Here is a 26,375-nt window from a genome sequence, read left to right on the forward strand (position 1 = left end):
CCACAGGCGGCGCATCATGAATGTGCTGATATATCATATTTTCAGTATAAGGAGGGACGTATGGCTTTGAGCTTTGCAATGCCCCGATCGGGCGATCAGGGGACGCCCATTTCCGATCTGAACACCACGCCGCTGATCGACGTGATGCTGGTGCTGCTGATCATGTTCATCATCACCATCCCGATCCAGACGCACAGCATCGGCATCGACCTGCCGGGGCCGGCAAAGGAGCAGCCGATCCGGATGGATCCGGTCAAGAACAAGGTGACGATCGATGCGGGCAGCGTGATCCGCTGGAACGGCGCAGCAATCGATCGGCTGACATTGCGCCACTATCTGGCCGCGTCGTTGCGCCTACCGGTCGAACCGGAATTGCAGTTCCAGCCAGAGGCAGACGCCCGCTACCTGACCGTCGATGAAGTGCTGGCCGATATCAAACGATCAGGCGTCACCAATCTGGGCTTCGTCGGCAACGAACGCTACCGGGACTTCTAACAGCCTCTGTGCCTTGTCCCCCGTCTGTACCGCCTGTAGACAGGGCGGCATGGAAAGGGGGCAGGGCGCATGAAATCGGTTCGTTATGGTCTGATCGCCTTCTTCTGCCTGGGCGCAGTCTGGGGCGTGGCGCATATGGCGACCCTTCCGGCATCGGACGGCTCCGGCATCCCCGGCTTCGACGCTGCGCCGTCCGCCCGGCATCATAGTCAGGGCAATTGGCGCTACCTGCCGGTTCTGCGATAAATTACGCCATCAGCAGGCGCGTTTCATCGTCCATCTTTTGCAGGAAGCCGATCGGTCCACCGACACTGACTCCGTCAGGCAGTTCCGCCGCCGACATGCCGCTCAGCGCCAGCCCGCTCTGGCAGGCGGAGATCGCCACGCCCAAGGCCAGCGAATCGGCTAGCAAGATAGCCAGATCGGGCAGGCCCGCCGCGCGATGATCGGTATCGCGCGGAGCGGCCAGCGGCGCCTTCAGCAACGCCACCGCATCGAGTTGCAGGAAGATCGCCGCCGCGCCACCCAGCGCCGCCTGCGCCGCCGCCAGCACCAGCGCGCCGCGCAGCCGCTCCGCATCGGCGGTGGTAACGACGATGGTCAGTCCACGCATAGTGCGGCGGCGCAGCCGGAACAGGCCGGGTCTTTGGGCACATCCAGCGTGCGGAACCGCATCGACAGCAGGTCGGCGATCAGCAACCGTCCAGCCATGTCCGTACCGAACGGCACCAGCGCGCGGATCGCCTCCAGCGCGGCGAGGCTACCCATCGCGCCCGTCAGTGCGCCGATCACGCCGGTTTCGGCGCAGTTGCGCTCCGGCGCATCTTCCGGCGCGCCGACGAGACAACGATAGCAGGGTTTGTCCGCTTCCCATCCGCGATAGGTGGCGATCTGCCCTTCGAAAGGCCCGACCGCCGCCGACACCAGCGGGATGCGCAACCGCTGGGCCGCGTCCGCCACCGCCAGCCGCGTGTCGAAATTGTCGCAGCCGTCCAGCACCACATCGGCTTCGCGCAGGAGCAGATCGGCGTTGGTCGCGTCGATCCGCGCATTGATGGGGATCAGCTTCACGTCCGGATTGAGCCGGGCGACGGCGGCCATCGCCGCTTCCGCCTTGGGTGCGCCTACATCGGCCGTGCCGAACAATATCTGCCGTTGCAGGTTGGATAGCGCGACCGCATCATGGTCGATCACCCGGATGGTGCCGACCCCGGCCGCGGCCAGAAAAAGAATGGCCGGGCTGCCGATGCCGCCCGCGCCGATCACCGCCACATCGGCGGACAGCAACCGGGCTTGGCCCGCGCCGCCTATTTCTTTCAGGATGATATGCCGGGCATAGCGTTCCAGCTGCTCATCGCTCAGCGTCACGGCGCGTCGGACCATAGGAAGCGCACCTGCGAGCGCATCCAATAGGCTTCCGTCGCGCCGCTCTTGGGGAAGCTGTTGCGCAACGTGCCCAGGATACGGCTGCTCACGAATTTCTCCACGTCGGGGCAGTGCACATTGACCGGTGCGATCTTCAGCGGCTTGCCGTCGCCCGACAGCAGGAACAGCATGTCGATCTCCAGCAGGTGCGACCCGTCATGGTTGACCGCGCCGCTACAGTCTCCACGACGATAGAGGCGGGCGACATCCTCCGACCAGCGCGGCGAAATCTTGCGCCCCAGCCAGCCGTCGATCACGGGAATGCTGCTCAAATCCTGCGGCATCGGCGGCGTGGCGGTCGCCGCCACCGGGGTTGCAGCCAGCATCAGCGAAAGCAGCATCGTCATCGCATCACACTCCTGTCGATCCGAACCCGCCCTCTCCGCGAACGGTATCGTCCAGACTATCGACTTCCGCAAAGCTGGCAAGCTGGACCGGCGCCACCACCAGTTGCGCGATCCGGTCGCCGCGCGCGATCGGAAAGGGCTGGTCGCCGAGGTTGATGAGGATGATCTTCAGTTCGCCGCGATAGTCAGCGTCGATCGTGCCGGGCGTGTTGGGCAGGCTGATACCGTGCTTGAGCGCCAAACCGGAGCGAGGGCGCACCTGCACTTCATAACCTTCCGGAATCGCCATCGCAAAGCCGGTCGCGACGGCATGACGGCCGCCCCGCGCCAGCACCAGTTCCTCCGCCGACACGACATCCATGCCCGCCGCATGGGCGGTGGCGTAGGCCGGCACCGGCAGCCCCTCACCATGGGGCAGGCGCTTCAGCTGGATGTCAATCGGGGTAAGAGGCGAGGGCATGGGCAACCTTTTCGATGAGTTTGTCGGCCACCTCGCTTTTGGGGAGGCTGGGCCAGGATTCGATGCCGGCGGCGCTGACGATCTGCACGGCGTTGGCGTCACCGCCCATCACGTCACCGGACACATCGTTGGCGACGATCCAGTCCGCGCCCTTCTTCGCCAGCTTGGCCTGTGCATGCTCGGCAATCTTCTGCGTCTCGGCGGCAAAGCCGACCAGCAGAGCCGGGCGCTGCGCATGTTGGCCCAGCGTCGCCAGAATGTCGGGGTTCTCGACCAGCGCGAGCGGGGCCGGCTGGCCGGAGCCGTCCTTCTTCAGCTTCTGGTCGGCCGCGTCGGCGGTGCGCCAGTCGGCGACGGCCGCGACCATGATTGCCGCGTCGGCGGGCAGAGCGGCTTCGACGGCGGCCAGCATCTGGCGCGCGGTTTCCACGTCGATGCGATCGACGCCCGGTGGCGTGGGCAGATGCACCGGTCCGGCAACCAGCGTGACGCGCGCGCCGGCTTTCGCAGCGGCGGCGGCGATGGCGAAGCCCTGCTTGCCCGATGAGCGATTGGCGATGTAGCGCACCGGATCGATCGGCTCATGCGTCGGCCCGGCGGTGATGAGGATATGTCTTCCAGATAAACGACCGTTCGGTTCGAGCCTGTCGAGAATCGGTTGCGCAAAAGGCTTCTCGACTTCGCTCGAAGCAAACGGTGTTTTGAGAAGCCGCTCGATCTCCGCCGCAATGGCTTCGGGTTCGGGCAACCGCCCCTTGCCATATTCGCCGCAGGCCATGGCGCCGTCGTCCGGCTCCATCACATGCACGCCATCGGTGCGAAGCTGAGTCAGGTTTCGCTGGGTGGCGACATGGTGCCACATGCGCACGTTCATCGCCGGCACGGCCAGCACCGGCTTGTCGGTGGCGAGCAGCAGAGTGGTCGCCAGATCGTCGGCAACGCCATGCGCCATCTTGGCCAATATGTTCGCGGTCGCGGGCGCCACGACGACCAGATCGGCCTGTCGGCTCAGCTGGATATGCCCGATTTCCTGCTCGTCCTTCAGGTCGAACAACTGCGTGAAGACATGATCCTCGGTCAGCACGCCGAGGCTCAGCGGCGTCACGAATTGCTGCGCGCTTTGCGTCAGCACGGCCCGCACCGCGATCCCCCGCTTGCGCAGCAGCCGCACCAGTTCGAGCGACTTATAGGCGGCAATACCGCCCGAGACGATGAGGAGGACGCGCTGTTGGATCATAGATGCAGATGTAGGAGCGCGGAGCCCAGCACGCCAGCCGCCGCCGCGATGACCGCCACCAGCGCATAGCGCCAGCCGCCGCCCACGCGGATTAATTTGACTTCGTTCAAGGGCGGTGGGGGCGGGGCGCCGCCCTTTTCGGGGAAGGCATCCTCGATCCGTTTGACCAGCCCCGGCAGACGCTGGAGCGTGCGCCAGTTCTCGATCAGCGAGTCTGCGACCTTCGCCTCCGGCCCCAGCTCGTCGCGCAGCCAGTTCTTCACATAGGGGCCGCTCGTCTCCCACAGGTTGATGTCGGGGTCGAGCGCGGTCGCCACGCCCTCCACCATCACCATCGTCTTCTGAAGAAGGAGAAGATGCGGCTGGGTCTGCATGTCGAAATCGCGGGTGATGGCGAACAGGCCGTCCAGCATTCCGCCGACCGAGAGTTCGCGCACCGGCTTGCCGCGCATCGGCTCGCCCACCGCCCGCAAAGCCGTCGCGAATTCATCGACATTATGATGGCCGGGCACATATTGCGCCTCGAAGTGAATCTCCGCCACGCGCTTATAGTTGCCCGTGATCAGGCCGTAGAGAATCTCCGCCAGCCACATGCGCGCGCGCCGGTCGATCCGGCCCATGATGCCGAAGTCGATCGCGACGATGTCGCCATTGGGCGTCACGAACAGGTTCCCCTGATGCATGTCGGCGTGGAAGAATCCCTCCGCAATCGCCTGCCGCAGGAAGGCGTTGACGAGGCGAGCGGCGATATCCTTCACATCATGGCCCGCTGCGATCAGGGCATCGCGATCGGAAATCTTGATCCCGTCGATCCACTCCATCGTCATGACCTTGCCGGTCGTCCGATCCCAGTCGATGGCGGGGATGCTGTATCCCGGCATCGCCTCCATCGCCTCGGCCAGTTCGGAGGCGGAGGCGGCTTCGCGGCGCAGGTCCAGCTCGCGCGCGGTCCAGCGCTTCATGTTCGCGATGACGAGGCGCGGGCGCAGCCGGGCGAGTTCGCCGCCCAGCATTTCGACATGGGCGGCGGCCCATTCATAGGTCTGGATGTCGCGGTTGAACTTGTCGATCACACCGGGGCGGATCACCTTGACCGCGACGTCGCGGCCATCGGTCGTCACGGCGCGATGCACCTGCGCGATGGAGGCGGCGCCGACCGGTATTTCGTCGAAGCGGCTGTAGATGGCGTCGAGCGGACGGCCGAAGCTGGTTTCGATCTGCGCCCGGATCGTGTCGAACGGGACGGGGGGCAGGGCGTCCTGCAAGCGCAGCAGATCGTTCGCCGCATGATCGCCGACCAGATCGGGCCGGGTCGCCAGCGTCTGGCCCAGCTTGATCGCGGCCGGGCCGATCGACTGGAAAGCGTCGGCATAGCGCGGCTGCTTGGGCACGCGCGCGCCGAAGCGGGCGATGCGGACGAGGCGGCGGACCGGGCCGGGCGTGAGCGGATCGCGCTCGATGCCGGTCAGCGCGCCATGCCGCGCCAGCGTGCGGCCCCATTTCACGAGGCGCCAGAGATGCGTGATATGTGCGGTCATTCTGGCGTCAAATCTTCCAGCCCGAATGAATCGCGACCAGCCCGCCCAGGATCGGCTCGACCTTCGTATGCACGAAGCCGGCCTCGCGGATCATGCTCTCGAATTTGGGCATGGGCGGGAAGCGGCGGATCGATTCGATCAGATAGCGATAGCTGTCGGCATCATTGGCGAACAGCTTGCCCAGATGCGGCACCAGCTTGTGCGAATAGACATCATAGATGTCCGAAAAGCCCGGCCATGTCGTGGTGGAAAATTCCAGGCAGAAGAAGCGCCCGCCAAATTTCAGCACCCGGTTCGCTTCCCGCAGCGCCTTGTCGATATGGGTGACGTTGCGGATGCCGAAGGCGATCGTATAGGCATCGAACGCGCGGTCGCCAAAGGTCAGCGTCTCGGCATTCTGTTCCGACCAGATCAGCCCCTCATAGCCCTTCTTCTGCGCCCGCTCGACACCCACGGCCAGCATTTCGGGATTGATGTCCGACACCGTCACCTGAGCGCCATGCTTGTGCATGCGGAACGCGATGTCGCCGGTGCCGCCGGCCATATCGAGAATCTGCTCGCCGGCGCGCGGCTTTACCCGCCGCACGAACTGGTCTTTCCACAGGCGATGCGCGCCGCCGGACATGGCGTCGTTCATCAGGTCATATTTGGCCGCGACATTGGAGAAGACTTCGCGGACCATGCCCGCTTTTTCGGCGGCATCGACGTCGCGATAGCCGAAGGATGCTGTTTCGCTCATGCGCCTCGCTCTAGCCGCAGTTCCGGCGCCATGCCAGCGCGAACGCGCCGATATGACGCTTTGGCGACGAGCCCAGTCGCAGCTGCTGTTACAGGCCCTGTCGCAGGACGGCTTTAGTCCCTACATGATGGCCTATGCCTGAGCTTCCCGAAGTCGAAACCACCGTCGCTGGCCTGCGCTCCGTGCTGGAAGGCAGCGTGCTGACCCGCGTGGAGCCGCGCCGCGCCGACCTGCGCTGGCCTATCCCTGTCGATCTGCGCCAGCGGATGACCGGCGCCACGGTGACGGGCCTGTCGCGCCGCGCCAAATATGGCCTCATTGAAACCGATCGCGGCGACATGATGATCTTTCACCTCGGCATGTCGGGCCGCTGGCGAATCGACCCGGCGGAGATCGGCACGCACGACCATCTGTTGCTGGAAACCGGGAAGGGCCACCTCCTGTCGCTGAACGACCCGCGCCGATTCGGATCGATCGATCTGGTGCGGTCGGATGCGTGGACGGCCTATAGCCCCTTCACCCGCATGGGGCCGGAGCCGCTGGGGCCGGATTTCGATACCGCCTATCTGGCCGGCGTGCTCAGCGGCAAGGGGACGTCGATCAAGGCGGCGTTGCTCGACCAGCGGATCGTCGCGGGGCTGGGCAATATCTATGTGTGTGAAGCGCTCAACATGGCCGGGATCGCCCCGACTCGGGCGGCGGGCAAGATCAGCCGACCGCGACTCGCCCTGCTGGTGGAGGCGATTCGCGACGTCCTGTCCGCCGCCATCGTCGCGGGCGGTTCCACCCTGCGCGATTATGCGCGGCCGGATGGCGAATTGGGCTATTTCTCCAAACAATGGCGCGTCTATGGGCGGGAAGGCGAAACCTGCCTGTGCGGCGGCACGGTCCAGCGGCGCGTGGACGGCGGCCGATCGACCTTCTTCTGCCCCAAATGTCAGAAATAGCCTTGCCCGAATCCGTTGACGCCCGCCCCGATACTCTGTAAGGGGCGCACCTTCACGAGGCATGTCGGCAGTTCGGCGGGCCTCTTCCCGAGATTTGATGAGAACCGAGGAATAGAATGGCCAATACGCCGCAAGCCAAGAAGCGCATCCGTCGCAACGAGCGTCGCGCCGCAATCAATGGCGCCCGCATCAGCCGGATCCGCACCCTGGTGAAGAAGGTGGAAGCCGCCATCACCGCCGGTGACAAGGATGTCGCTGCAACCGCCCTTCAGGCCGTTCAGCCCGAGCTGGCCCGCGGCGTTGCCCGCGGCGTGCTGCACAAGAATACCGCGTCGCGCAAGTTCGGTCGCCTGACCAAGGCCGTCAGCGCGCTCGCCTAAAAGCCATCGGCTTTTCTGACGAATTAAAGGCCCGCCCCGGCAATCGGGGCGGGCCTTTCGTCGTTTCTTCACAATAACGTCACTTTAACGATCGACCAATTTCCCGCGATTCGACGCGCTGCGGCATAAATTGCTGCTAATAAAGTGTTGAAAAACTGTCATAATTTGATTGTCGGCGGATTCCCGCGGCTTTGCTGAGTCAACGGCTTTATTTCACTTTTTTGAACCAAGCTGCCCTTGATCCCATGAAGCAGGCCCGTCTATTTTTGAAATCCGGCTGCTGTCGAATCACCTTGAAGCAGCCGTCATGTGAGATCGATTGTCGTGGAGAATCCGGAAACGGGGGCGTTTCCGGATCGGGCTCCGTGCGTCTTTTTTCCTGCCCGAAAACGGGGGGCATAGTTGGGGTCGTCTAAGTCTATGAAGGAAGTTGTGCGCGTGGTTGGTTGGCAGGACGGACAGGTGGACAAGGCCGATGCAGGTCTGGAATCCGCCTGGACCGCGATCCGCACCGGCCTGCGCCGGGATGTCGGCGCGCGCATGTTCGACCAGTGGCTCAAGCCCGTGCGTCTGGGCGACTATTGCGCCGAATCGCAGACGCTCGATCTGCTGGTCGCCAGCGACTTCAGCGCCAATTTCGTGTCCGGCCAGTTTGGCGACCGCCTGCGCATGGCCTGGCGCAGTGCCAGCGTCGGCGTGCGCGAAGTGCGCCTGCGCCGGGCGACCGACGTGGCCGGCCCGCGCCTGCTGGAAGTCGTGCATGTCGAATCGGCGGCCGCCGCGCCAGCCGAAGCTGCGATCGTCCCCGTCGCCTCCAACTTCCTGCCGCGCCATGGTTTCGAGGAATTCGTGACCGGCGACACCAATCGCCTGGCCTTTTCGGCGGCGCAGGCGATGGCGGGCGAAGCCACGCCGCGTTTCAGCCCTCTGTTCATCCATGGCGGCACCGGGCAGGGCAAGACGCACCTGCTCCATTCGATCGCCCGCGCTTTCTCCGCGCACAGTCCGTCGCAAGCGGTGCTCTACATGTCGGCCGAACGCTTCATGGTCGAGTTCGTGAACGCGATGCGCGCCAATGAGACGATGGCATTCAAGGGCCGGCTGCGCGCCGCCCGCCTGCTGCTGATCGACGATATCCAGTTCATCGCCGGCAAGGGATCGACGCAGGAGGAATTCCTCCACACCATCAACGATCTGATCGACACCGGCGCACGCATCGTCGTGACCGCCGACCGGGCGCCGCAACTGCTCGAATCGATCGACCCGCGCATCCTGTCGCGCCTGGCCGGTGGCCTGGTCGCCGACATCCAGCCGGCAGGCCTCGACCTGCGCCTCGCCATCCTGGAAGCCAAGCGCGCCGTTGCGGGCGATCCGCCGGTGCCCGATGCGGTCATCGACTTCCTCGCCCGCTCGATCCGCTCGAACGTCCGCGAACTGGAAGGCGCCTTCAACAAGCTGGTCGCCTATGGCCAGCTGACTGGCCGCTCGATCGACCTCGACTTCGCGCAGCAGATGCTGGCCGATGCGGTGCGCGCCAATGCTCGTCGCATCACCGTGGATGAAATCCAGAAGGCCTGCGCCGCGCATTTCAAGATCGACCCGTCGGAAATGCGCTCCAAGCGCCGCGCCCGCGCCGTCGCCCGCCCGCGTCAGGTGGCGATGTACCTCGCCAAGAAGATGACGCCGCGCTCGTTGCCCGAAATCGGCCGTATCTTCGGTGGCCGCGATCACAGCACAGTCATCCACGCCGTCCGCACGATCGAGGCGCTGCGCGAAAGCAATCCGGACATGGACGCCGACGTCCGCGCCTTGCAGCGCCTGCTGGAAGGCTGAGAAGGAACCCGATAGGCTGGCGACATGATTCGCCAGCTTGTCCTGTTCGCCGCCGCCCTGCTGACTCTCTCGCCGGTTGCGGCCCAGACGGAGCCAGCCCCACCACTCGCGCCTGCGTCGCGAGATGTGCCGGTCGCGCTCGACACCAGCGCTGGTCCGATCATCGTCGCCGTCCATGTGGACAAGGCGCCCGTCACTGCCGCCAATTTCCTGAAATATGTCGACCAGAAACGGTTCGACGGCACGGCCTTCTATCGCGGCGTGGGCGCGGCCGATTATGGCTTCGTGCAGGGCGGGGCGCAAAATGATCCGAAACGGATATTGCCGCCGATCAAGCATGAGCCGACGACGCAAACCGGCCTCACCCATGATGATGGTGCGCTGTCCATGGCCCGCTATGCGCCGGGGAGCGCGACCGGCGATTTCTTCATCGTTCTAGGCAAGATGCCGGGCATGGACGCCCAGCCGCAACAGGCCAGTGGCGACAATCAGGGTTTTGCCGTCTTTGCCCATGTGGTGGAGGGGCTGGACGTGGTGAAGGCGATTATCGCCGCGCCCAAATCGCCCACCGCCGGGGAAGGCGTGATGAAGGGCCAGATGCTAGAAGCGCCGATTCGGATCGTCACGGCGCGGCGGGTGCCCTGATCGCCGCCTGATCCACGATTCGCCCCGCCGCCATGTCGGCGGTGACATTGCCGACCGTGCGGAAGATGTCGGGCACCGTCTCCACCGCCAATAGCAGCGGCAGAGCCTCCACCGGCACGCCCATGGCGAGGCAGATGGGGCCGGTGGTGGTGAAGAAGGTGATCTGGCTGGGCAGGCCGACCGCCGCCAGGCTGACGATCGCGGCCACCAGCACGCCCATCACCAGTTGTGCCGGGCCGAGCGCCACCCCGTTCATCGCCGCCACATAGAGGGCGACGCCAAGATTGGCCGGCGGACTGGTGATGCGGAACAAGGATATGGCGAGCGGCAGGACGATGCTGCGCGTGGTTTCCCGCACGGCGAGCGGACCATCGCTCGCCTGAATCATCGCGGGCAGCGATGCGATCGAACTTTGCGTCGAAAAGGCGATGGCCTGCGCGGGAATAGCGGCGCGGACGAAGCGGCCCAGCCCGATCCGCCCGGCGATCATGACCAGCGGATAGACGAGCAGGGTCACCACGACGCAGATCAGCACGATAAAGCCGATATAGTGGAGCAGCGCGCCTGCCGTCGCGAGGCCCGATCTTGCGCCCGCGACCAGCGCCAGCGCGAATACACCGATGGGGGCCAGCCACAACACCCAGCCGACCACGATCAGCAGCGCATCGGCCAGAGCTTCGAAGAAACCGGTCAGCAGCGCGCGCCGCGCCTCCGCAATGCGGGTCACGGCAAAGCCGAAGATCAGCGCGAACAGCACCACGGCCACCACCTGCCCCTCACTGGCGGACTTGAGCGGATTGACCGGGATGAAACCCAGCAGCCATTCGGCCGACGGGCGCACGTCCGGGACTTCGGCCACGCCCTCTACGCCGGCCAGCGCGCCAATGGCGCCGGCCGGCACTGGCCAGAGATGCAGCATCAACGGTCCCACCAGAGCCGCGACCGCCGCCGATCCGACCAGCAGGATCGCGAACAGGCCGATCGCGCGCCCGGCCATGCCGTTGGTCCGTGCGCTGGTCGCCGCCTGGGTGATGCCCGTCACCAGCAGCGCGAAGATCAGCGGGATGAGCGGCATCTGCAATCCGCCGAGCCAGGCCTTGCCGATCGGCTGCGCGAGCGCCACAATCTCCACGCCCCACATGCCGCCAACCTCCGCCAGTGCGATCCCGCAGGCCAGGCCCAGCACAAGCGCGATCAGGATACGGGCGGTCAGGGACATGGGCGTGGTTCCTCGGGCGGCTGTCGCCAATGGCAACGGGCTGAAGGACGCTATCCGCTATGCCTGCGCTGCACAGCGAAAAAATAAGCGGTTTCCTCCTGTTCGATAAAATTAGGGATCATAGTTCTCAATAAGAAGGCGGTTGCAGACACTGCTCCATGATGGGAGAGGGGCATGCTGAACCGCCGAACCTTGCTGGCCGCCGCTGCGCCGGCGTTTGCCAGAATGGCTGCGGCCTTCAACCCGGCCTTTCCACAAGGCTTCCTCTGGGCCGCCGCCACCGCCGCGCATCAGGTCGAAGGCAATAATATCAACAGCGACTCTGGGTGATGGAGCATAGCAAGCCCAGCGTCTATGTGGAGCCATCGGGCGATGCGGCGAACAACTTCATGCTCTGGCCGACCGATCTCGACATCGTGCAGGCCATGGGCCTCAACGCCTATCGCTTCAGTCTGGAATGGGCGGGACGGCGAATTTTCGGTCGCCATGCTGGACCATTGCAAGGCGATGATTGCTGGCTGCCGGGCGCGCGGACTGCATCCGGTCGTCACTTTCAACCATTTTTCCACTCCGGCCTGCCCGGCATCGTCCTGCCGCCCGGCATCGGCAACAAGTTGATGGACGCCGGCCGCGTGATGCAGGAAGCGGCGGCAAAGGCGCATGGCGCGCGTGTCGAAGTTCCAGGCGGGCAATGCGCTTTGGGTCGAGGATGTGCCGACCACCACCGCCAACATGCTGGCCGCGCGCCGGTGGTCGTCACCGAACATGGCGTCAACGCCGATGCGCGCCCGGCTGATCCCGGCCGCCCTCGCCGAACTCAAGAAAGTCATGGATGATGGCGTGCCGGTGCAGGGCTATCTCCACTGGTCGCCGATCGCGAATTTCGAATGGGTGTTCGGCTATGGCCCGAAATTCGGCCTGCACAATCTGGACCGCACGGCCATATTGGGCGCCATCGCCCGGCCAACACAGTCTAAGTCGATAGAGCCAGCAAAAAGGCCCGGCGCTTCATCGGAAGCGCCGGGCCTTTTTCACTCTGTCGGAGCCTGCGCTCACCCCTTCTTTTCGGGCGGCAGCGTCACCTTCACATCCTCGCCGCTCTGGCCGGGGAAGTTGGTGAACATCACGTCGATCAGGTTCGGCACCAGATAGGTCAGCTTGTTGGACAGCGACTGGGCGCTGGCCTTGCCCTCGAACAGGCGGCGATTATCGGCTGCGCGATCGATCTTCAGGCTGAGATCGCTGGTATAGACGGTGTAGCTCGACACGTCGTTGAAACCGCCGCCGCCAAACAGCCAGGGATCATAGAAGCCATAGCCCCATGGGCGACCCCAACGACCGCCAAAGCCGCCCCCCCACGGCCCCCAGGCCGATCCGTAGCCGCCGCCAAAGCCGGTCGAGCGCACCTTCTCGCGACCATTGTCGACATCATAGGCGACGCGCACGATCAGGTCGGCGCGGGCCGGGTCGCTGGCGGCGACATAGCCGGTCTGGGCCAGACGCTGCCCGACCAGATCGGCATAATGGGCGAACTCCAGCCCGCCGGCCAGACGCGGGTCGTCGGCGACGACGGTGTAGCTTTGCCCGGCGGGGGCGGGGAGTTGCTGGAAGCGGGCAACATTGGCCTTGAAGCCAGTAGTGCAACCCGACAGCGCGACCAGCGCCAGAGCGGGCGCTGCAATCAAGCCGAACTTCTTGAAACGAGCCATGTTTTTACGTCCTATTTCAGGCGAACCCGCCTGCGACCATCTTTGCGCCCTGTCATAGCAAAACGCAACCGAACATCGTTTGAACGCGCGAACCCATCGAACGGGCGCAAAACCATGTTCTCACATCTACGACGCTGCGGAGATGGCTATTCCGTACCCCAAAGAAAAGGGGCCGCCCTTTCGGACAGCCCCTGTGGCTTTGGCGCATCAGTTGGAAATCAGCGCATCAAACCCATCGCGTCGTAGGCCGCGCGCAACGTCGGTTCGGCCGCTGCCGCCGCCTTGGCCGCACCCTTGTCCAGGATCGCGTCGAGCGCCGCATCCTCGGTGCGCAGCTCCAGGAAGCGCTCGCGAATCGGGCGCAGCGTTTCGACCAGCACCTCGCCCAGCGCCGGCTTGAACGCGCCGAAACCCTTGCCTGCAAATTCCGCGCAGACCGCATCGGTCGTCCGCCCGGTCAGCGTCGCCAGGATTCCGACCAGATTGCTCGCTTCCGGGCGACCCGTCAGTCCCTCGGCCGTTTCGGGCAGCAATTCCTGATCGCTCTTCGCCTTCTTCACCTTCGCCATGATCGCATCGTCATCATCGGTCAGGTTGATGCGGCTCATGTCGGACGGATCGGACTTCGACATTTTCGCCGTGCCGTCGCGCAGCGACATGATGCGCGCCGATTCCTTGGGGATGATCGGGGCGGGCAGGGTGAACAGGTCGACGCCGAAATCGGTGTTGAACTTGGTCGCGATGTCGCGGCACAATTCCAGATGCTGCTTCTGATCCTCGCCCACCGGGACATGGGTGGCGTTGTAGATCAGGATGTCGGCGGCTTGCAGCACCGGATAGACGAACAGGCCGACCGAGGCGCCCTCGCGATCCTTGCCCGCCTTGTCCTTGAACTGCGTCATACGGTTGAGCCAGCCGATGCGCGCCGTGCCGTTCAGCAACCAGCACAGCTCGGCATGGGCGGGCACGCGCGCCTGATTGAACAGCACGCTGCGGTCCGGGTCGATTCCGGCGGCGACGAGGGCGGCGGCCATGTCCCGGACATTGCGGATACGCTGCTCGCGGCCTTCATGCACGGTGATGCTGTGCATGTCGGCCAGAAAGAAGAAGCACTGGCTATCCGCGTCCATCTCATCCTGCATCCGCACCCAGTTGCGGATCGCGCCAAGGTAGTTGCCAAGGTGCAGATTGCCGGTGGGCTGGATGCCGGAAAGGACGCGCATTAGTAGATCCGTTCTCTTCTTCAGGTTGCACTTTTGCGGCGCATCAGCGCCTTGATGTTGGACAGCCGATAGGCCCCCGTGACGACCGACGCCAGCCCGTAAAGCGCCACACCCGCGCCCACCAGCACCGCCAGCGCCACATAGCGCTGCACCATCGCGCCGGTCAGCCAGGGATCGAGCAGATCCTCGCCCGCCCACAGCGCCACGCCCATGATGAGCGCGGCGATCGCCAGCCGGGGCAGGCGGCGCCGCAGCCCCGCATCGGCGGCGAAATGACCGCGCTTCACCAGCGTGGTGTAGAGCATCGCGACATTGACGGTGGAAGAGAGGGCGGTAGCCAGCGGCGGGCCGATATGCCCGAGTGTCGGGATCATCGCGAGATTGCCGACGATGTTGATGAGGATCGACAGCATGGCGTAGCGCACCGGCGTCTTCGTGTCGCCGCGCGCATAATAGCCCGGCGTCAATACCTTCACGAGGACATAGGACGGCAGGCCGATCGAGAAAGCCGACAGCGCCCAGCCGCATCGCATCGCATCTTCAGGCGTGAAGCGGCCATATTGGAACAGCCCCCGCACGATCGGTTCGGCGACGACGAGAAAGGCGACGGTAGCCGGCAGCGTCAGGAACAGGGCGAGTTCGATGCCCCGATTCTGCGTCTCCATCGCCTCGGCCTCCTGCCCCTTGGACAGCATGCGCGAAATGGTGGGGAGCAATATGGTGCCAAGGCCGATGCCGATCAGGCCCAGCGGCAGCTGGTTCAGGCGATCGGCATAATAGATATAGGTGATGGAGCCCGACGCCAGCAGCCAACCGGACAAAGCGGTGGAGATCAGCAAATTAATCTGCGACGCGCCGGCGCCGGCGGCGGCGGGCAAGATCTTGCGCAGCAATTCGCGCACGTCGCCGTCCAGTCGCGGGCGTTTCAGCTTCATCGACACGCCCGACCGCTTGCACGCCCAGATCAGCCAGAGCAGTTGCAGCGCGCCGCCGATCGTCACCGACATAGCCTGTACCCGCGCCGTCTCATATTCGTCGGCGCCGTGGAAGAACCACAGCCCCGCGATCATCGCGACGTTCAGCAGGATGGGGGCGGCGGCATTGACCCAGAATTTGTCGAGCGAATTGAGGATGCCGCCCAGCAGCGAAGCAAGGCTGATCAGCGCCAGATAGGGAATGGTGATGCGCGACAGGGTGACAGCGAAAGCGAATTGATCCGCCGTCGGATTCTGCCGTGAAAAACCGCCCGACAGCGCCCAGGTGATCGGCCAGGCGGCGGCGATCAGGACGCCTGTGAACAGGATCAGCACCGGCAGCAGCACGGCCAGCGCGCGCTCGGCAAAATCATAGCCCGCTGGCAATCCGCCTTCGCCCGCTGCCTTCCTGTTGAACAGCGGAATGAAGGCCGCGGAAAAAGCGCCTTCGGCAAAGAGCGCGCGAAACATGTTGGGCAGGCGGAAGGCGACGCCGTTGAAGGCGTCCGACGCAAAGCCCGCGCCGACATAGCGGGCGGCGAGCGAATCGCGCACCAGCGCCAGCACCCGGCTGGCAAGGGTAAGGCCCCCGACGGAGCCAAGGGCGCGAACGAGTTTCATGCACAACTCTCCTGACCCGTTCGCCCTGAGCTTGTCGAAGGGCCATTCTTCTTCGGAAGAAGAAACAGGGATTCGACAGGCTCAGCCCGAACGGGAATGGAAGTCATTTGCAGGAAATCAGGCGTGGCCCGCCGGCTCGCCTGCGGTCACTTCCATCTGCTCGGCCTGCTGAAGATATAGCGAACCGAAGTCGATCGGGTCGAGCAGCAGCGGCGGGAAGCCGCCGTCGCGGATCGCATCGGCCAGCACGCGGCGGGCGAAGGGGAAGATGAGGCGCGGCGCTTCGGCCAGCATGAAGGGCTGAACCTGATCTTCGGGCACGTTGCGCATGCCGAACAGCGCGGCATAGAGCAGTTCCACGGCAAAGGCGGTACCCTGCGGCGCGACCGCCTTCACTTCGATTTTCAGCGCGATTTCCAGCACTTCGTCGGCAACGCGCTCGGCACCGATGTTGAACTGCACGTCGATCTGCGGCTGGTCCTGCCACTGGTACACCGCCGGCGCGTTCGGATTTTCGAACGACAGATCCTTCACATATTGGCTGATCAGCGCGATCTGCGGCGCGGTGTCGGCGCCATTGCCCAGCTTCGTGGTGATGTGGTCCGTTTCGTCGGCCATGCTCTTCCCTTGACTTTCCTCTGGTCCGGCGGCGGGAAGCCCCCGAATATCTCGACCCGCGCGCTTAGCAGGGGCTTTGGGGCAGGGCAATGGCGACGCGGGATGGTTCGGCATAAGCCCCTATTTGAAGTTGCGTGCAAACATGCCTATGTTGGCCGGAACATTATCCCACGCAAAAGGGTATAGCCTTCCGTGTATGTGATCGTCATCCTCGCCATGGTCGCCGGCTTTCTGGCGTTGCGGCTCTATTCCGTGCTGGGCAAGCGCACCGGCCACGAGCAGGAGCCTGCGCCGCGCCCCGCCGATGAACGCGCCAAGGTGACGGTGCTGCAACCCGGCCCGGCGTCCCAGAACAGTGGCGATTCGGTTCGCCTCGCCGATGGCCTGATCGGTTCCGGCGCGGAAAATGGCGTGCGCGCGCTGATCGCCAGCGATCGCAATTTCGACGTCCCGCAATTTGTTGAAGGCGCCAAGAGTGCTTACAAGATGGTGCTGGAAGCCTTCTGGCGCGGCGATCGTGACGAACTGGCCTGGCTGTGCGACGATGACGTTCGCGCCTCCTTCGAAGAAGCGATCGCCGCCCGCGAAGCCGATGGCCATGTCCTCGACAACCGCCTCGTCCGTATCGAAAAGGCGCAGATCGTCGAAGCGTCGGTCAATGGCCGCATCGCCGAAGTCGCCCTGCGCTTCGAAGCGGATATCGCCGCCGTTACCCGCGACAAGGACGGCAACGTCATTGCCGGCTCGCTCACCGACGCGGTCGGCACCAAGGATATCTGGACCTTCACCCGCGATATCGGTAGCGCCGACCCCAACTGGAAGCTCAGCGAAACCGACGAAGCGGCATGATCGCGCGTCAGTCGGGGGCAGCGCTGCTTGCGGCGCTGATGCTGTCTGCCTGCGCGGGCGGCGTTATTCCTCCATCTGCGGGCGGTCCCGCACCGAACCGCCCGGTGCCGTCCGGCGGCGCGAGCGGAGAGGCGACCCGTCCCGTGCCTTCCACGCCGCGCCCGACCCTCCCGGTCGACCTGCCGGCCGATCCCGCGCTCGACAAGACGACGGCCGCCGGTGTGGGCGTCACGCGCGGCCCGGATATCGCCAGCCTCATTCCTTCGGGTGAGCGGTCGCGCCTTGCGCTTCAGGCCTTCCGTATCAGCTGCCCCACGCTGATGCGCCGCGCCGATGCCAGCGGCCTTACGCGCGGTTCGGACTGGAACAGCGCCTGCGCCGCCGCCTCCAGCTGGCCCGAAGCCACAGCCAGCGAATTTTTCTCCCGTTATTTCGAAGCGGTGCAGGTGGGCGACGGTACCGCCTTCGTCACCGGCTATTATGAACCGGAAATCAGCGGGTCGCGGACCCGCATGTCCGGCTATGACGTGCCGATCTACCGCCGTCCGACCGATCTGATCGACGTCGATCTTGGCCAGTTCAGCGACAGCCTGAAAGGCCGCACCATTCGCGGCAAGGTGAACGGCACCAAGTTCGTGCCCTATGACGACCGTAGCCAGATCGTGTCGGGCACGCTTGCCGGGCGTGGTCTTGAACTCGCCTATGCCGCCGATCCAGTCGAATTCTTCTTCCTTCAGGTGCAGGGCAGTGGCCGGCTGAACCTGCCCGACGGGGGCGTCATGCGCATCGGCTATGATGGGCAGAATGGGCGCGACTATACCGGCATCGGCAAGCTGATGAAGGATCGCGGGCTGATCCAGGCCGGATCGATGCAGGATATCATGCAATATCTGCGCGCCCATCCGGCCGAAGGCGCGGCGATCATGAACGAGAATAAGAGCTTCGTCTTCTTCCGCGAACTGACCGGCGCGGGCCCGCTGGGCGCGCTTGGCGTCCCAGTCACGCCCGAAGCGACCGTCGCCGCCGATCCCAAATTCATCCCGCTGGGCGCACCGGTACTGCTCTCGCTCGACCGGGCCGAACCCAATGGCATCTGGATCGCGCAGGATACCGGCGGCGCGATCAAGGGCGCCAACCGCTTCGACAGTTTCTGGGGCGCGGGCGCACGGGCGCGCGGCATTGCCGGTGGCATGTCGGGCCGCGGCAGCGCGCTCATCCTGTTGCCGATCGGATCGGCCGCCCGCCTCGCCAAGCCCTGATCCATGGCCCGGCGGCGGCTGTCCCAGGATGAAGAGGCGCTCTGGACCGCGCTGGCCCGCACGGTAAGGCCGCTCCGCCCCACTGCGCGCGCGGTCAGCGCGCCGGTCATGCCCAGCATGGAAGAGCTGATCGACCTGCCGGTCGTGAAAGGCTCCGGCAAAACAAGGTTAACGGCGCAGCCATCCCGGACGATTGTCGCACCGCCCGCGCGCATCCCTGCCGCCGTGTTGGACAGCGGTTGGGAACGGCGCATCCGTAGCGGCACGATCAGCCCGGACATGAGCATCGACCTGCATGGCCACACCCTGTCCATGGCCCATGCGCGCCTTAACCAGGCGATCGCCCAGGCCCTGACCCGCGACGCCCGCGTGCTGCTGGTCGTCACCGGCAAACCGCCCAAAAATGCGGGCGCAGGCGGGGCGTCGCGGCGCGGCGCGATCCGGGGCGAGATCGGTCATTGGCTCGAAACCAGCCCCTATGCCGATCGCATCGCCAGCGTCCGCGTCGCCCACCCGCGCCATGGCGGCGACGGCGCGATCTATTTGATATTGCGCCGCAAAAAATGACCCATTTTTGTAAGACTCAATGATCATTTCTTAACCACTGTCCTTCATATCCCGATGATCGGAGGTTCTGCGGAACGATATCGGGCGGGAGGCACATGCAGGGCGTGACGTTGAAAAGCCGCGCTGCTGCCTTCGCCTGCGCCGCGGGGGCGCTGGTGTTCATCCTGTCCCTTGTGCTCGGCTATACGCCGGGGCAGGAGGATGACCTGCTTCAGGTCGGCCGCGCCCTCATCATCGCGATCCTCTGCGGCACAATGAGCTGGGCTTCGGCCCGCCGCACCATTGCCACCACCGCCACCGCCATCGACGCTGCCACGGAGCGGCTCCTGTCCGCCGCCCATGGCGACCTGCAATCGCGCGTCCCGGCCGAAATCGGCCAGGAACTGCCGGATCTGTCCGTCGCGATGGAAAGCCTGTTCAGTCAGGTGCGCACCAATCTCGATCATGTCCAGACGCTGGCACTGTTCGACCAGATTACCGGCCTTGCCAACCGCACCAGCTTTTGCCGGCAGGTCGAACGGCTGCTCGCCGAGCGCGACGATAATGGCACCGCCACCCTCTTCTTCATCGACCTGGACGGGTTCAAGGGCGTCAACGACACGCTGGGCCATGCGGCGGGCGACCAGCTGCTCGCCCGCGTCGCCGGCCGCCTGCGCGAAGTGGTGATGGCGCAGGTCAGTACCGGGGGCGGCGACGCCGTCATCGGCCGTCTGGCCGGCGACGAATTCACCATGTTCTTCCCTCATCTGTCCGGCCCGGCGGCGGCGCAGCGTATCGCCCGTGCCATCCAGTTTGCGCTGGGCGAACGGTTCGACCTGGGCAGCCAGCATGTGGAACTGGGCGCATCCATCGGCATCGCCTGCTATCCCGATCATGGCGCCACGCTGGCCGACCTGCTGCGCGCGGCGGACATCGCCATGTATCATGCCAAGCATCAGGGCCGTGGCCGCGCAGAAATCTACACCGACGCGCTGGCGCTGGAGGCAGAGGACCGCGCCGAGCTGGAACGCGACTTGCTGCGCGGGCTGGAGCGGGACGAGTTTCTGCTGGAATTTCAGCCGCAGATCGATGTGGCGACCGGCCGCGCCGTCACCGCCGAAGCGCTGGTTCGCTGGGCGCATCCCGAACGGGAACTGGTCATGCCCGGCGCCTTCGTGCCGATCGCGGAGGAAAGCGGGTCCATCGTCGCGCTGGGCGACTGGGTGATGGGCCGCGTGTGCCAGACGGCGGCGCGCTGGATGCAGGCCGGCATCCACCAGCGCATCGCCATCAACATCTCCACCCGCGAACTGGCGCAGGCCGATTTCTTCCTGCGCCTGCGCCATGCCATCGCTACCCATGGCGCGCCGCCGTCCATGCTGGAACTGGAAATCACCGAATCACTGGCGATGGAGATGGACCCGCGCGTGCTGGAACAGCTCCGCGCGTTGCGGCGTGATGGCGTGCGCATCGCCATCGACGACTTCGGTACCGGCTATTCCAATCTCGCGCGGCTGAAGGAACTGCCCGTCGATCGGGTCAAGATCGACCGAAGCCTGGTCCGCGACATCGCGACTTCGGCCGAAGCCCGCACCATCTGCTCCGCCGTCGTCGGCCTGATTCAGGGCCTTGGCATGGAAGTGGTGGTCGAGGGGATCGAAAGCGAAGCGCAGATGGATGTGTTGCGTGTCATCGGCTGCACCCTGTTCCAAGGCTATCATCTGGCGCGCCCGACCGGTGAGCAGGATTATCTCCGCCAGTTCGCCCCGCAACGGCCTGTGGTCCGGGATGTAGGGTAAGTCGTTTCCCCCTCCCGTTTACGGGAGGAGGCTAGGGGGTGGGCTGAACGTCGCGACAGCCCACCCCGCTGCGACTAATGCGCTACGCGCCTAAGTCTCGCCGCCCCTCCCGCAAGCGGGAGGGGTATTCTGCACGCCATTCACCCCAGCGCCCGTTCCACCACCAGCGTATAAATCTTCGTCAGGTCGCGCAGATCCTGCACCGCTACCGCCTCGTCCAGCTTGTGCATGGTCGCGTTGTTCAGCCCGAACTCCACGACCGGGCATATCCGCGAGAGGAAGCGCGCGTCCGACGTGCCGCCGGTGGTCGACAATTCCGTCTCCACGCCGGTCACGTCGCGGATCGCGCCGCGCATCAGATCGCTGAACGCACCCGGCTCCGTCAGGAAGGATTCGCCGCTGATCCGCGCCTCCACCGTGCCGCCTTCGGTCGCGGCAATCGCCTTGATCCGCTCGATCAGCGACGCGCCTGTATGCTGGTCGTTGAAGCGGATCGAAATGCGCGCGGTCGCCGCGCCGGGGATGACATTATGCGCGACATTGCCGACTTCCAGATCGGTAATCTCGATATTGCTGGGCTGGAACCAGTCGGTCCCTTCGTCCAGTACTTCCGCCTCGATCAGCGTCAGGATGCGGACCAGCTTCGGGATCGGATTGTCGGCCAGATGCGGATAGGCGACATGGCCCTGGGCGCCCGCCACCCTGATCCACATATTGACCGACCCGCGCCGGCCGATCTTCACCACATCGCCCAGCCGCGCGGACGAAGTCGGCTCGCCCACCAGACACAGGTCCGGGCGCAGGTCGCGCGCCTTCATCCGGTCCATCAGCGCCAGCGTGCCATAGACCGCCGGCCCTTCCTCGTCGCCGGTGATGATCAGGCTGATCGTGCCGGGCAGATCGTCCGGCAGCGCGTCCAGCGCCGCGACGAAGGCCGCGATCGACCCCTTCATGTCCACCGCGCCCCGGCCATAAAGCAGGTCGCCGCGAATCTCCGGCGCGAACGGGTCGCTGGTCCATCCCGCGCCCGGCGGCACCACGTCCAGATGCCCGGCAAAGGCGAAATGCGGCCCCGCGCCGGTCGTGCGCCACGCCAGCAGATTTTCGACCGGCCCGTCGGGCGCTTCGCCCACCACGAACCGGTCCACGGTAAAGCCGCGCGGCACCAGCATCGCCTCGAACGCGGCGAACACTTCGCCGGTGGCAGGAGTTACGGACGGGCAGGCCAGCAGGCGCTGGGCCAGTGCCACCACATCGTCATTGGTGCTGGTCATGGTCATCGCCCCGCGTTAGCGAATGCCATGCGGGTTGGCCAGCTTTTGGGCGTCAGCCACCGGTGAATGGGCCACAGGAGAATGGGTCATGCCACGGATCGACCTCGACCGCATCGAACAGCGCAACGCTACCGGCTATCCCGCCGAACATGCCGCCCTTGTCGCGGGGCGCTGGGTGCGGCGATTGGGGCCGGCCCATGGCCTCAGCGATTTCGGCGTCAGCCATGTCGTGCTGAAACCGGGTGCGGCCTCCTCGCACTGGCATGAGGATGAGGACGAATTTCTGGTCCTGCTGGCCGGCGAAGCGATACTGGTGGAAGAAGGGCTGCGCACGCCGATGGCGGCGGGCGACATGGCCGCCTTCCCCAAGGGCGATCCGAACGGCCATCATCTGGTGAATGAAAGCGCGGCGGATTGCATCTTCGTCGCTTTTGGCCGTGTGCCGACCGGCGACTGCCATTATCCCGATATCGACATGCAATGGACGGGCGGCGCTTACCGCCACAAGGACGGGAGCGACTTTTGACGATGCGGATCGACCGACGGAACATGATGGCCGGCGTGCTGGCGGGTATCGGGGCGGGCATGGGCGCGATGCTGGCGGGCGCACCGGCGTTGGCCGCGCCGACGCCATGGGTGAAACCGCCCCGTCTGCGCGCGGGTGACACGGTCGGCCTGATCGAACCGGCGGGCTTCACCGACGACAATTTCGACCTTGACCTGGTCAAGGATACGATCACTGCCATGGGGCTGAAGCCCAAGGCCGCGCCGCATCTGGCGGGCCGCTACGGCTATCTCGCCGGCACCGACAAGGATCGCGCGGCCGACGTCAATGCGATGTTCGCCAACCCGGATGTGCGCGCGGTGTTCGCGGTACGCGGCGGCTGGGGCTGCGCGCGCATCCTGCCGCTGCTGGACTTCGCCACCATCCGCAAGAACCCCAAGCTGCTGGTCGGCTTTTCGGATATCACCGCGCTGCATCTGGCCTTCGCCGCCAAGGCCGGCTTCACCACCATCCATGGTCCCAATGCGGCGAGCAGCTGGGGCCAATATAGCTGGGACGCCTTCCGCGCCATCGCCTTCGATGGCGCCACGCCCACTTTCGCCAATCCGGTCGGGCATGAAGACCGGCTGGTGCAGCGCGCCGGCCGCATCCGCACCTTCCGCCCCGGCGTGGCGCGGGGGCGATTGCTCGGCGGCAACCTGACCGTATTGGCCGCGCTGATGGGCACGAAATGGCTCCCCGACTTCGACGGCGCGCTGCTCTTTATCGAGGATGTGAGCGAACAGCCCTATCGCATCGACCGGATGCTGACCCAGCTGTCGCTGGCGGGCGTGCTTGGCCGGGTGAAGGGCGTGATCTTCGGCCAATGCACCGATTGCGGACCGGGCGGCCCCAGCTATGGCGGCTTCACCCTGTCGCAAGTGCTGCAACAGCATCTGGAGCCGCTCGGCATCCCCGCCTTCCAGGGCGCCCAATTCGGCCACGTCGCCAACCAATATAGCCTGCCGCTTGGAATTGAGGCGGAAATGGACGCCACGGCCGGCACGGTGCGCTTGCTGGAAAGCGCGGTCCGTTAGGGTGAATTGGGGTGAGGAGCGGATGCCCCTAATCCCACACCGTCATCCCTTTGGGTCGCGGGAATGACGAAAATGGGTGGATTGGAAACAGTCTGGTTTGGAGGAGATGATCGACCATAGCGGACGCTGCATAAAGAAAAATTGTTCGGCAACAATCGCGCAGTGGCGGACTGGCTGTCCTTCGCCTATCCCATCCTGAGTATAGGGAGACCAGTATGAAAGAGTTGCCCACTGCACAAAAGGCGTTGCTGATCGGAGCATGGGCGGTTCTCGCGATTGCCTTGACTATACAATTTCATACCAGCGGATTCACCGGCAATTGGGCGACGGTGTTGTTCGCCCACTGCATCTTCACACTCGCGCTTAGTTGGGGAAACTTCCAGCCTCGCCAAGGAGCGTAGAGAAGGCAGCTAACCATTAGATTGGCTATTCGGCATTCGACCAACCATCTTAATGACCGGCCGCTTTCAGGGATGCGGATGGCAGGGATCAAGTGACTGACTTTGGTCGAACCCTGCCTCACAGCCGACTATTTCACCCCATCCAGCCCCGCCACGGTCCCACTCCCGGCCGGCTCGCCGGCCATCCCCGCCGCGACCTTCTCCGCCGCCGCCATCACGCGCAGCACATTCTCGCCCGCCAGCTTGGCGACATCCGCGTCGCTCCAGCCCCGGCGCATCAGTTCGGCCAGCAAAGCCGGATAGGTCTGCACCCCGCTCAGCCCCTGCGGCAATGACCCCACGCCATCGAAATCGCTGCCGATGCCGACATGATCGACGCCGGCCACTTGGGCGATATGGTCGATATGGTCGGCGACCTGCGACAAGGTCACAACGGGTTCGGGATTGGCCTTCTCCCAATCCGCCAGCGCCTTCTTCGCGCCTTCGGGATCGCCGATATAGAGGCCGTTGAACGGCGGCGCATTATAGCGGGCAATCTCGCCGCTGCGCGCCGCGCTCCAGATACGGCGCGCTTCCGACACATATTGTGGCGCATAATTGACCATCACCACGCCGCCATTGGCCGCGACCTGTTTCAGCACCGCGTCGGACACGTTGCGCGGCGTGTCGCAGATCGCCCGCGCGCTGGAGTGGGAGAAGATGACCGGCGCCTTGGTTATGCGCAGCGCGTCCAGCATCGTCCCCTCGCTCACATGGCTCAGGTCCACCAGCATGCCCAGGCGATTAAGCTCATGCACCACCGCCTCGCCGAACGGGGTCAGCCCGTCATGCTGCGGATTGTCGGTGGCGCTGTCGGCCCAGGCGATGGTGCGCGCGTGCGTCAGCGTCAGATAGGATGCGCCCAGCTGGCGATAGCTGCGCAACACGGCCAGGCTGCCGTCGATCTGACCGCCGCCCTCCACGCCCAGCAGCGACGCGACCCGTCCGGCCTTGTGCGCGGCGCGCAATTCGGCGGCCGTGTTCACGAACGCGAAGTCCTTGGGGTAACGGCGCGCGAAACTGTGCGCCAGGTCGATCTGCTCCAGCGTATCCTTCACCTGTTGCAGTTCGGGCAGGTCGGCCGACACCCACACAGACCAGAATTGCCCGCCCACGCCGCCGGCGCGTAATCGCTCGATATCGGTGTGGAAGGTCGCCGGGTCCAGCCGGTCCAGCGGCACCGTCCAGCGCTTGTCCTTGATCTTGTCGGCCAGCGCTTCGGGCCAGTCATTATGCCCGTCGATCAGCGGCGTGGCCTTCAGCACCTTCGCCACTCGCGCGGCATAAGGATCGGGCGCGGCATGGGCGGTGGTGGCGAGGAGGAGGGGCAGCAGGGCCAAAGGAAGAATCTTCATGGGCGCGGAAGCTAGGGCCGGGACGATATGTGTCAATCCGGCAATGACTTGAACGGCAGGGCTTTTCCCGGCCGCTGCGTCTGCTACCCTGCTGCCCAGAATGATGATCGACCCGCTCGTCCTGTTGCAGGCCTATTCCATCGGCGTCTTCCCCATGGCGGACGATCGCGACGCGCAGGACGTCTATTGGGTCGAACCCAAGCAGCGGGCGATCCTGCCGCTGGACGGCTTTCACCTGTCGCACTCGCTGTCCAAAACCATCCGCCGCGACCGCTTCGCCGTTACCGCCAACCGCGCCTTTCCGCAGATATTGGCGCTCTGCGCAGAATCGGCGGCCGATCGTCCTTCCACCTGGATCAACCACCAGATCGAAAGCGCCTATCGCCACCTGCATGAGGTCGGCTTCGCCCATTCGATCGAGGTGTGGGAAGGCGACGAACTGGTCGGCGGGCTGTATGGCGTGGCGATCGGCCGGGCCTTTTTCGGCGAATCCATGGTGTCGCGCCGCACCGATGCGTCAAAGGTGGCGTTGGCCTGGCTGGTGGCGCGGTTGCGGGCGGGTGGCCTCACCCTGCTCGACTGCCAGTTCATGACCGATCATCTGCGCAGCATGGGCGCGATCGAAATCAGCCAGCGCGACTATCTTCAGTTGTTGGCGGGGGCGACCGGTGGCGTGGCGCTGGGCGCCGCAGCGGGTGCGTCGGTACTGGCCTCCGGCTCGGGCGTCGCAGCGGAACTCGCCTTCGCGCCGCTGGCCGGCTTGCCTTCTGCGCCCAGCTTGACCGTGTCGGGGCCGGTTTCGGGCCATTCCATCGTGCAGCTTCTGACCCATACGTCATAGATCGGGTGCTGCACGACATTG

31 protein-coding genes are annotated in these 26,375 nt (G+C 65.1%); 17 read left to right on the forward strand and 14 right to left on the reverse strand.

What is annotated here, in order from left to right; all coding sequences use genetic code 11:
- Positions 1–60 precede the first annotated feature (60 nt).
- Together RQH62_RS13560 and RQH62_RS13565 are read left to right on the forward strand one after the other, a co-directional pair.
- Positions 61–495 carry a biopolymer transporter ExbD gene (locus RQH62_RS13560; RefSeq protein WP_311269266.1) on the forward strand — a complete coding sequence of 145 codons (435 nt, stop codon included), beginning with the start codon at positions 61–63 and terminating at the stop codon, positions 493–495.
- A 69-nt stretch (positions 496–564) separates the two neighbouring features.
- On the forward strand, positions 565–741 hold the full coding sequence (locus RQH62_RS13565; protein WP_311269267.1) for a hypothetical protein: 177 nt from the start codon (positions 565–567) through the stop codon (positions 739–741).
- Position 742: 1 nt separating this feature from the next.
- On the opposite strand, the gene RQH62_RS13570 is transcribed toward RQH62_RS13565, so the two are convergent.
- From RQH62_RS13570 to RQH62_RS13600, 7 genes are read right to left on the reverse strand one after another with little or no spacing between them, the layout of a single operon-like run.
- The gene (locus RQH62_RS13570; RefSeq protein WP_311269268.1) at positions 743–1,108 is read right to left on the reverse strand and encodes a DsrE family protein; all 366 of its coding nucleotides are present in this window, start codon (positions 1,106–1,108) and stop codon (positions 743–745) included.
- The gene (locus tag RQH62_RS13575; protein WP_311269324.1) at positions 1,096–1,863 is read right to left on the reverse strand and encodes a HesA/MoeB/ThiF family protein; all 768 of its coding nucleotides are present in this window, start codon (positions 1,861–1,863) and stop codon (positions 1,096–1,098) included. Before RQH62_RS13575 ends, RQH62_RS13570 begins: the two co-directional genes overlap by 13 nt.
- On the reverse strand, positions 1,860–2,267 hold the full coding sequence (locus RQH62_RS13580) for a hypothetical protein (protein ID WP_311269269.1): 408 nt from the start codon (positions 2,265–2,267) through the stop codon (positions 1,860–1,862). The genes RQH62_RS13575 and RQH62_RS13580 overlap by 4 nt, the downstream gene beginning before the upstream one ends.
- A 4-nt stretch (positions 2,268–2,271) precedes the next feature.
- Complete coding sequence (gene dut / locus RQH62_RS13585; protein WP_311269270.1) at positions 2,272–2,727, reverse strand: dUTP diphosphatase; 456 nt, start codon at positions 2,725–2,727, stop codon at positions 2,272–2,274.
- Complete coding sequence (locus tag RQH62_RS13590; protein WP_311269325.1) at positions 2,702–3,961, reverse strand: bifunctional phosphopantothenoylcysteine decarboxylase/phosphopantothenate synthase; 1,260 nt, start codon at positions 3,959–3,961, stop codon at positions 2,702–2,704. Before RQH62_RS13590 ends, dut begins: the two co-directional genes overlap by 26 nt.
- Positions 3,961–5,502: a 2-polyprenylphenol 6-hydroxylase gene (gene ubiB / locus RQH62_RS13595; RefSeq protein ID WP_311269271.1), complete on the reverse strand. Its 1,542-nt coding sequence runs from the start codon at positions 5,500–5,502 to the stop codon at positions 3,961–3,963. The genes RQH62_RS13590 and ubiB overlap by 1 nt, the downstream gene beginning before the upstream one ends.
- Positions 5,503–5,509: 7 nt before the next feature.
- Positions 5,510–6,241 (reverse strand): class I SAM-dependent methyltransferase, encoded by a 732-nt coding sequence (locus tag RQH62_RS13600; RefSeq protein ID WP_311269272.1) that lies wholly within the window; start codon positions 6,239–6,241, stop codon positions 5,510–5,512.
- 134 nt (positions 6,242–6,375) lie between these two features.
- Here RQH62_RS13600 and mutM point away from each other — a divergent pair, with 134 nt between their 5' ends.
- From mutM to RQH62_RS13620, 4 genes are all read left to right on the forward strand, one after another.
- Entirely contained in the window at positions 6,376–7,188 is an 813-nt protein-coding gene (gene mutM, locus RQH62_RS13605; RefSeq protein WP_311269273.1) for a bifunctional DNA-formamidopyrimidine glycosylase/DNA-(apurinic or apyrimidinic site) lyase, read from the forward strand.
- A gap of 116 nt (positions 7,189–7,304) precedes the next feature.
- Complete coding sequence (gene rpsT, locus RQH62_RS13610) at positions 7,305–7,568, forward strand: 30S ribosomal protein S20 (protein WP_311269274.1); 264 nt, start codon at positions 7,305–7,307, stop codon at positions 7,566–7,568.
- A 420-nt stretch (positions 7,569–7,988) separates the two neighbouring features.
- Entirely contained in the window at positions 7,989–9,401 is a 1,413-nt protein-coding gene (dnaA, locus tag RQH62_RS13615; protein ID WP_311269275.1) for a chromosomal replication initiator protein DnaA, read from the forward strand.
- 24 nt (positions 9,402–9,425) lie between these two features.
- Entirely contained in the window at positions 9,426–10,046 is a 621-nt protein-coding gene (locus tag RQH62_RS13620) for a peptidylprolyl isomerase (RefSeq protein ID WP_311269276.1), read from the forward strand.
- On the opposite strand, the gene RQH62_RS13625 is transcribed toward RQH62_RS13620, so the two are convergent.
- Positions 10,024–11,265, reverse strand: coding sequence for a dicarboxylate/amino acid:cation symporter (locus RQH62_RS13625; RefSeq protein ID WP_311269277.1), 1,242 nt, complete (start codon positions 11,263–11,265; stop codon positions 10,024–10,026). The genes RQH62_RS13620 and RQH62_RS13625 overlap by 23 nt on opposite strands.
- A gap of 174 nt (positions 11,266–11,439) precedes the next feature.
- Here RQH62_RS13625 and RQH62_RS24940 point away from each other — a divergent pair, with 174 nt between their 5' ends.
- Genes RQH62_RS24940 through RQH62_RS13635 form a run of 3 tightly spaced genes read left to right on the forward strand, consistent with a single transcriptional unit; the run spans position 11,440 to position 12,417 of the window.
- The gene (locus RQH62_RS24940) at positions 11,440–11,595 is read left to right on the forward strand and encodes a hypothetical protein (protein WP_405053549.1); all 156 of its coding nucleotides are present in this window, start codon (positions 11,440–11,442) and stop codon (positions 11,593–11,595) included.
- A complete protein-coding gene (locus RQH62_RS24945; protein ID WP_405053551.1) occupies positions 11,595–12,101 on the forward strand; it encodes a hypothetical protein in 507 nt (168 codons plus the stop codon). Before RQH62_RS24940 ends, RQH62_RS24945 begins: the two co-directional genes overlap by 1 nt.
- Positions 12,094–12,417 (forward strand): family 1 glycosylhydrolase, encoded by a 324-nt coding sequence (locus RQH62_RS13635; protein WP_311269326.1) that lies wholly within the window; start codon positions 12,094–12,096, stop codon positions 12,415–12,417. The genes RQH62_RS24945 and RQH62_RS13635 overlap by 8 nt, the downstream gene beginning before the upstream one ends.
- Here RQH62_RS13635 and RQH62_RS13640 read toward each other — a convergent pair.
- The 4 genes from RQH62_RS13640 to secB form a co-directional block, all read right to left on the reverse strand.
- Positions 12,318–12,974 carry a DUF4136 domain-containing protein gene (locus RQH62_RS13640; RefSeq protein ID WP_311269278.1) on the reverse strand — a complete coding sequence of 219 codons (657 nt, stop codon included), beginning with the start codon at positions 12,972–12,974 and terminating at the stop codon, positions 12,318–12,320. The genes RQH62_RS13635 and RQH62_RS13640 overlap by 100 nt on opposite strands.
- Positions 12,975–13,192: 218 nt before the next feature.
- The gene (gene trpS, locus RQH62_RS13645) at positions 13,193–14,197 is read right to left on the reverse strand and encodes a tryptophan--tRNA ligase (RefSeq protein WP_150424913.1); all 1,005 of its coding nucleotides are present in this window, start codon (positions 14,195–14,197) and stop codon (positions 13,193–13,195) included.
- Between the two features lie 20 nt (positions 14,198–14,217).
- Positions 14,218–15,792: a murein biosynthesis integral membrane protein MurJ gene (gene murJ, locus RQH62_RS13650; protein WP_311269279.1), complete on the reverse strand. Its 1,575-nt coding sequence runs from the start codon at positions 15,790–15,792 to the stop codon at positions 14,218–14,220.
- A 117-nt stretch (positions 15,793–15,909) separates the two neighbouring features.
- Positions 15,910–16,410: a protein-export chaperone SecB gene (gene secB / locus RQH62_RS13655; protein WP_311269280.1), complete on the reverse strand. Its 501-nt coding sequence runs from the start codon at positions 16,408–16,410 to the stop codon at positions 15,910–15,912.
- 192 nt (positions 16,411–16,602) lie between these two features.
- On the opposite strand from secB, the gene RQH62_RS13660 reads away from it, so the two are divergent.
- The 4 genes from RQH62_RS13660 (at position 16,603) to RQH62_RS13675 (ending at position 20,863) form a co-directional block, all read left to right on the forward strand.
- A complete protein-coding gene (locus RQH62_RS13660) occupies positions 16,603–17,259 on the forward strand; it encodes a Tim44/TimA family putative adaptor protein (RefSeq protein ID WP_311269281.1) in 657 nt (218 codons plus the stop codon).
- A complete protein-coding gene (locus RQH62_RS13665) occupies positions 17,256–18,518 on the forward strand; it encodes a murein transglycosylase A (RefSeq protein ID WP_311269282.1) in 1,263 nt (420 codons plus the stop codon). The genes RQH62_RS13660 and RQH62_RS13665 overlap by 4 nt, the downstream gene beginning before the upstream one ends.
- A gap of 3 nt (positions 18,519–18,521) precedes the next feature.
- Entirely contained in the window at positions 18,522–19,085 is a 564-nt protein-coding gene (locus RQH62_RS13670) for a Smr/MutS family protein (RefSeq protein WP_311269283.1), read from the forward strand.
- Positions 19,086–19,180: 95 nt separating this feature from the next.
- A complete protein-coding gene (locus RQH62_RS13675; protein ID WP_311269284.1) occupies positions 19,181–20,863 on the forward strand; it encodes a bifunctional diguanylate cyclase/phosphodiesterase in 1,683 nt (560 codons plus the stop codon).
- Positions 20,864–21,003: 140 nt separating this feature from the next.
- Here RQH62_RS13675 and dapE read toward each other — a convergent pair whose 3' ends face one another.
- Positions 21,004–22,143 (reverse strand): succinyl-diaminopimelate desuccinylase, encoded by a 1,140-nt coding sequence (dapE, locus tag RQH62_RS13680; protein ID WP_311269285.1) that lies wholly within the window; start codon positions 22,141–22,143, stop codon positions 21,004–21,006.
- Between the two features lie 82 nt (positions 22,144–22,225).
- Here dapE and RQH62_RS13685 point away from each other — a divergent pair, with 82 nt between their 5' ends.
- The 3 genes from RQH62_RS13685 to RQH62_RS13695 all read left to right on the forward strand — a co-directional run bounded on the left by RQH62_RS13685 (position 22,226) and on the right by RQH62_RS13695 (position 24,119).
- Positions 22,226–22,663 (forward strand): cupin domain-containing protein, encoded by a 438-nt coding sequence (locus RQH62_RS13685; protein WP_311269287.1) that lies wholly within the window; start codon positions 22,226–22,228, stop codon positions 22,661–22,663.
- A 2-nt stretch (positions 22,664–22,665) separates the two neighbouring features.
- Positions 22,666–23,718 (forward strand): LD-carboxypeptidase, encoded by a 1,053-nt coding sequence (locus tag RQH62_RS13690; protein WP_311269327.1) that lies wholly within the window; start codon positions 22,666–22,668, stop codon positions 23,716–23,718.
- 215 nt (positions 23,719–23,933) lie between these two features.
- On the forward strand, positions 23,934–24,119 hold the full coding sequence (locus RQH62_RS13695) for a hypothetical protein (protein WP_311269288.1): 186 nt from the start codon (positions 23,934–23,936) through the stop codon (positions 24,117–24,119).
- A 128-nt stretch (positions 24,120–24,247) separates the two neighbouring features.
- Here RQH62_RS13695 and RQH62_RS13700 read toward each other — a convergent pair whose 3' ends face one another.
- Positions 24,248–25,513 (reverse strand): dipeptidase, encoded by a 1,266-nt coding sequence (locus tag RQH62_RS13700; protein ID WP_311269289.1) that lies wholly within the window; start codon positions 25,511–25,513, stop codon positions 24,248–24,250.
- A 100-nt stretch (positions 25,514–25,613) separates the two neighbouring features.
- Here RQH62_RS13700 and aat point away from each other — a divergent pair, with 100 nt between their 5' ends.
- Positions 25,614–26,354: a leucyl/phenylalanyl-tRNA--protein transferase gene (aat, locus tag RQH62_RS13705; protein WP_311269290.1), complete on the forward strand. Its 741-nt coding sequence runs from the start codon at positions 25,614–25,616 to the stop codon at positions 26,352–26,354.
- Positions 26,355–26,375 lie beyond the last annotated feature (21 nt).

The sequence above is a fragment of the Sphingobium sp. WCS2017Hpa-17 genome (assembly GCF_031843765.1).
GTDB lineage: Bacteria > Pseudomonadota > Alphaproteobacteria > Sphingomonadales > Sphingomonadaceae > Sphingobium.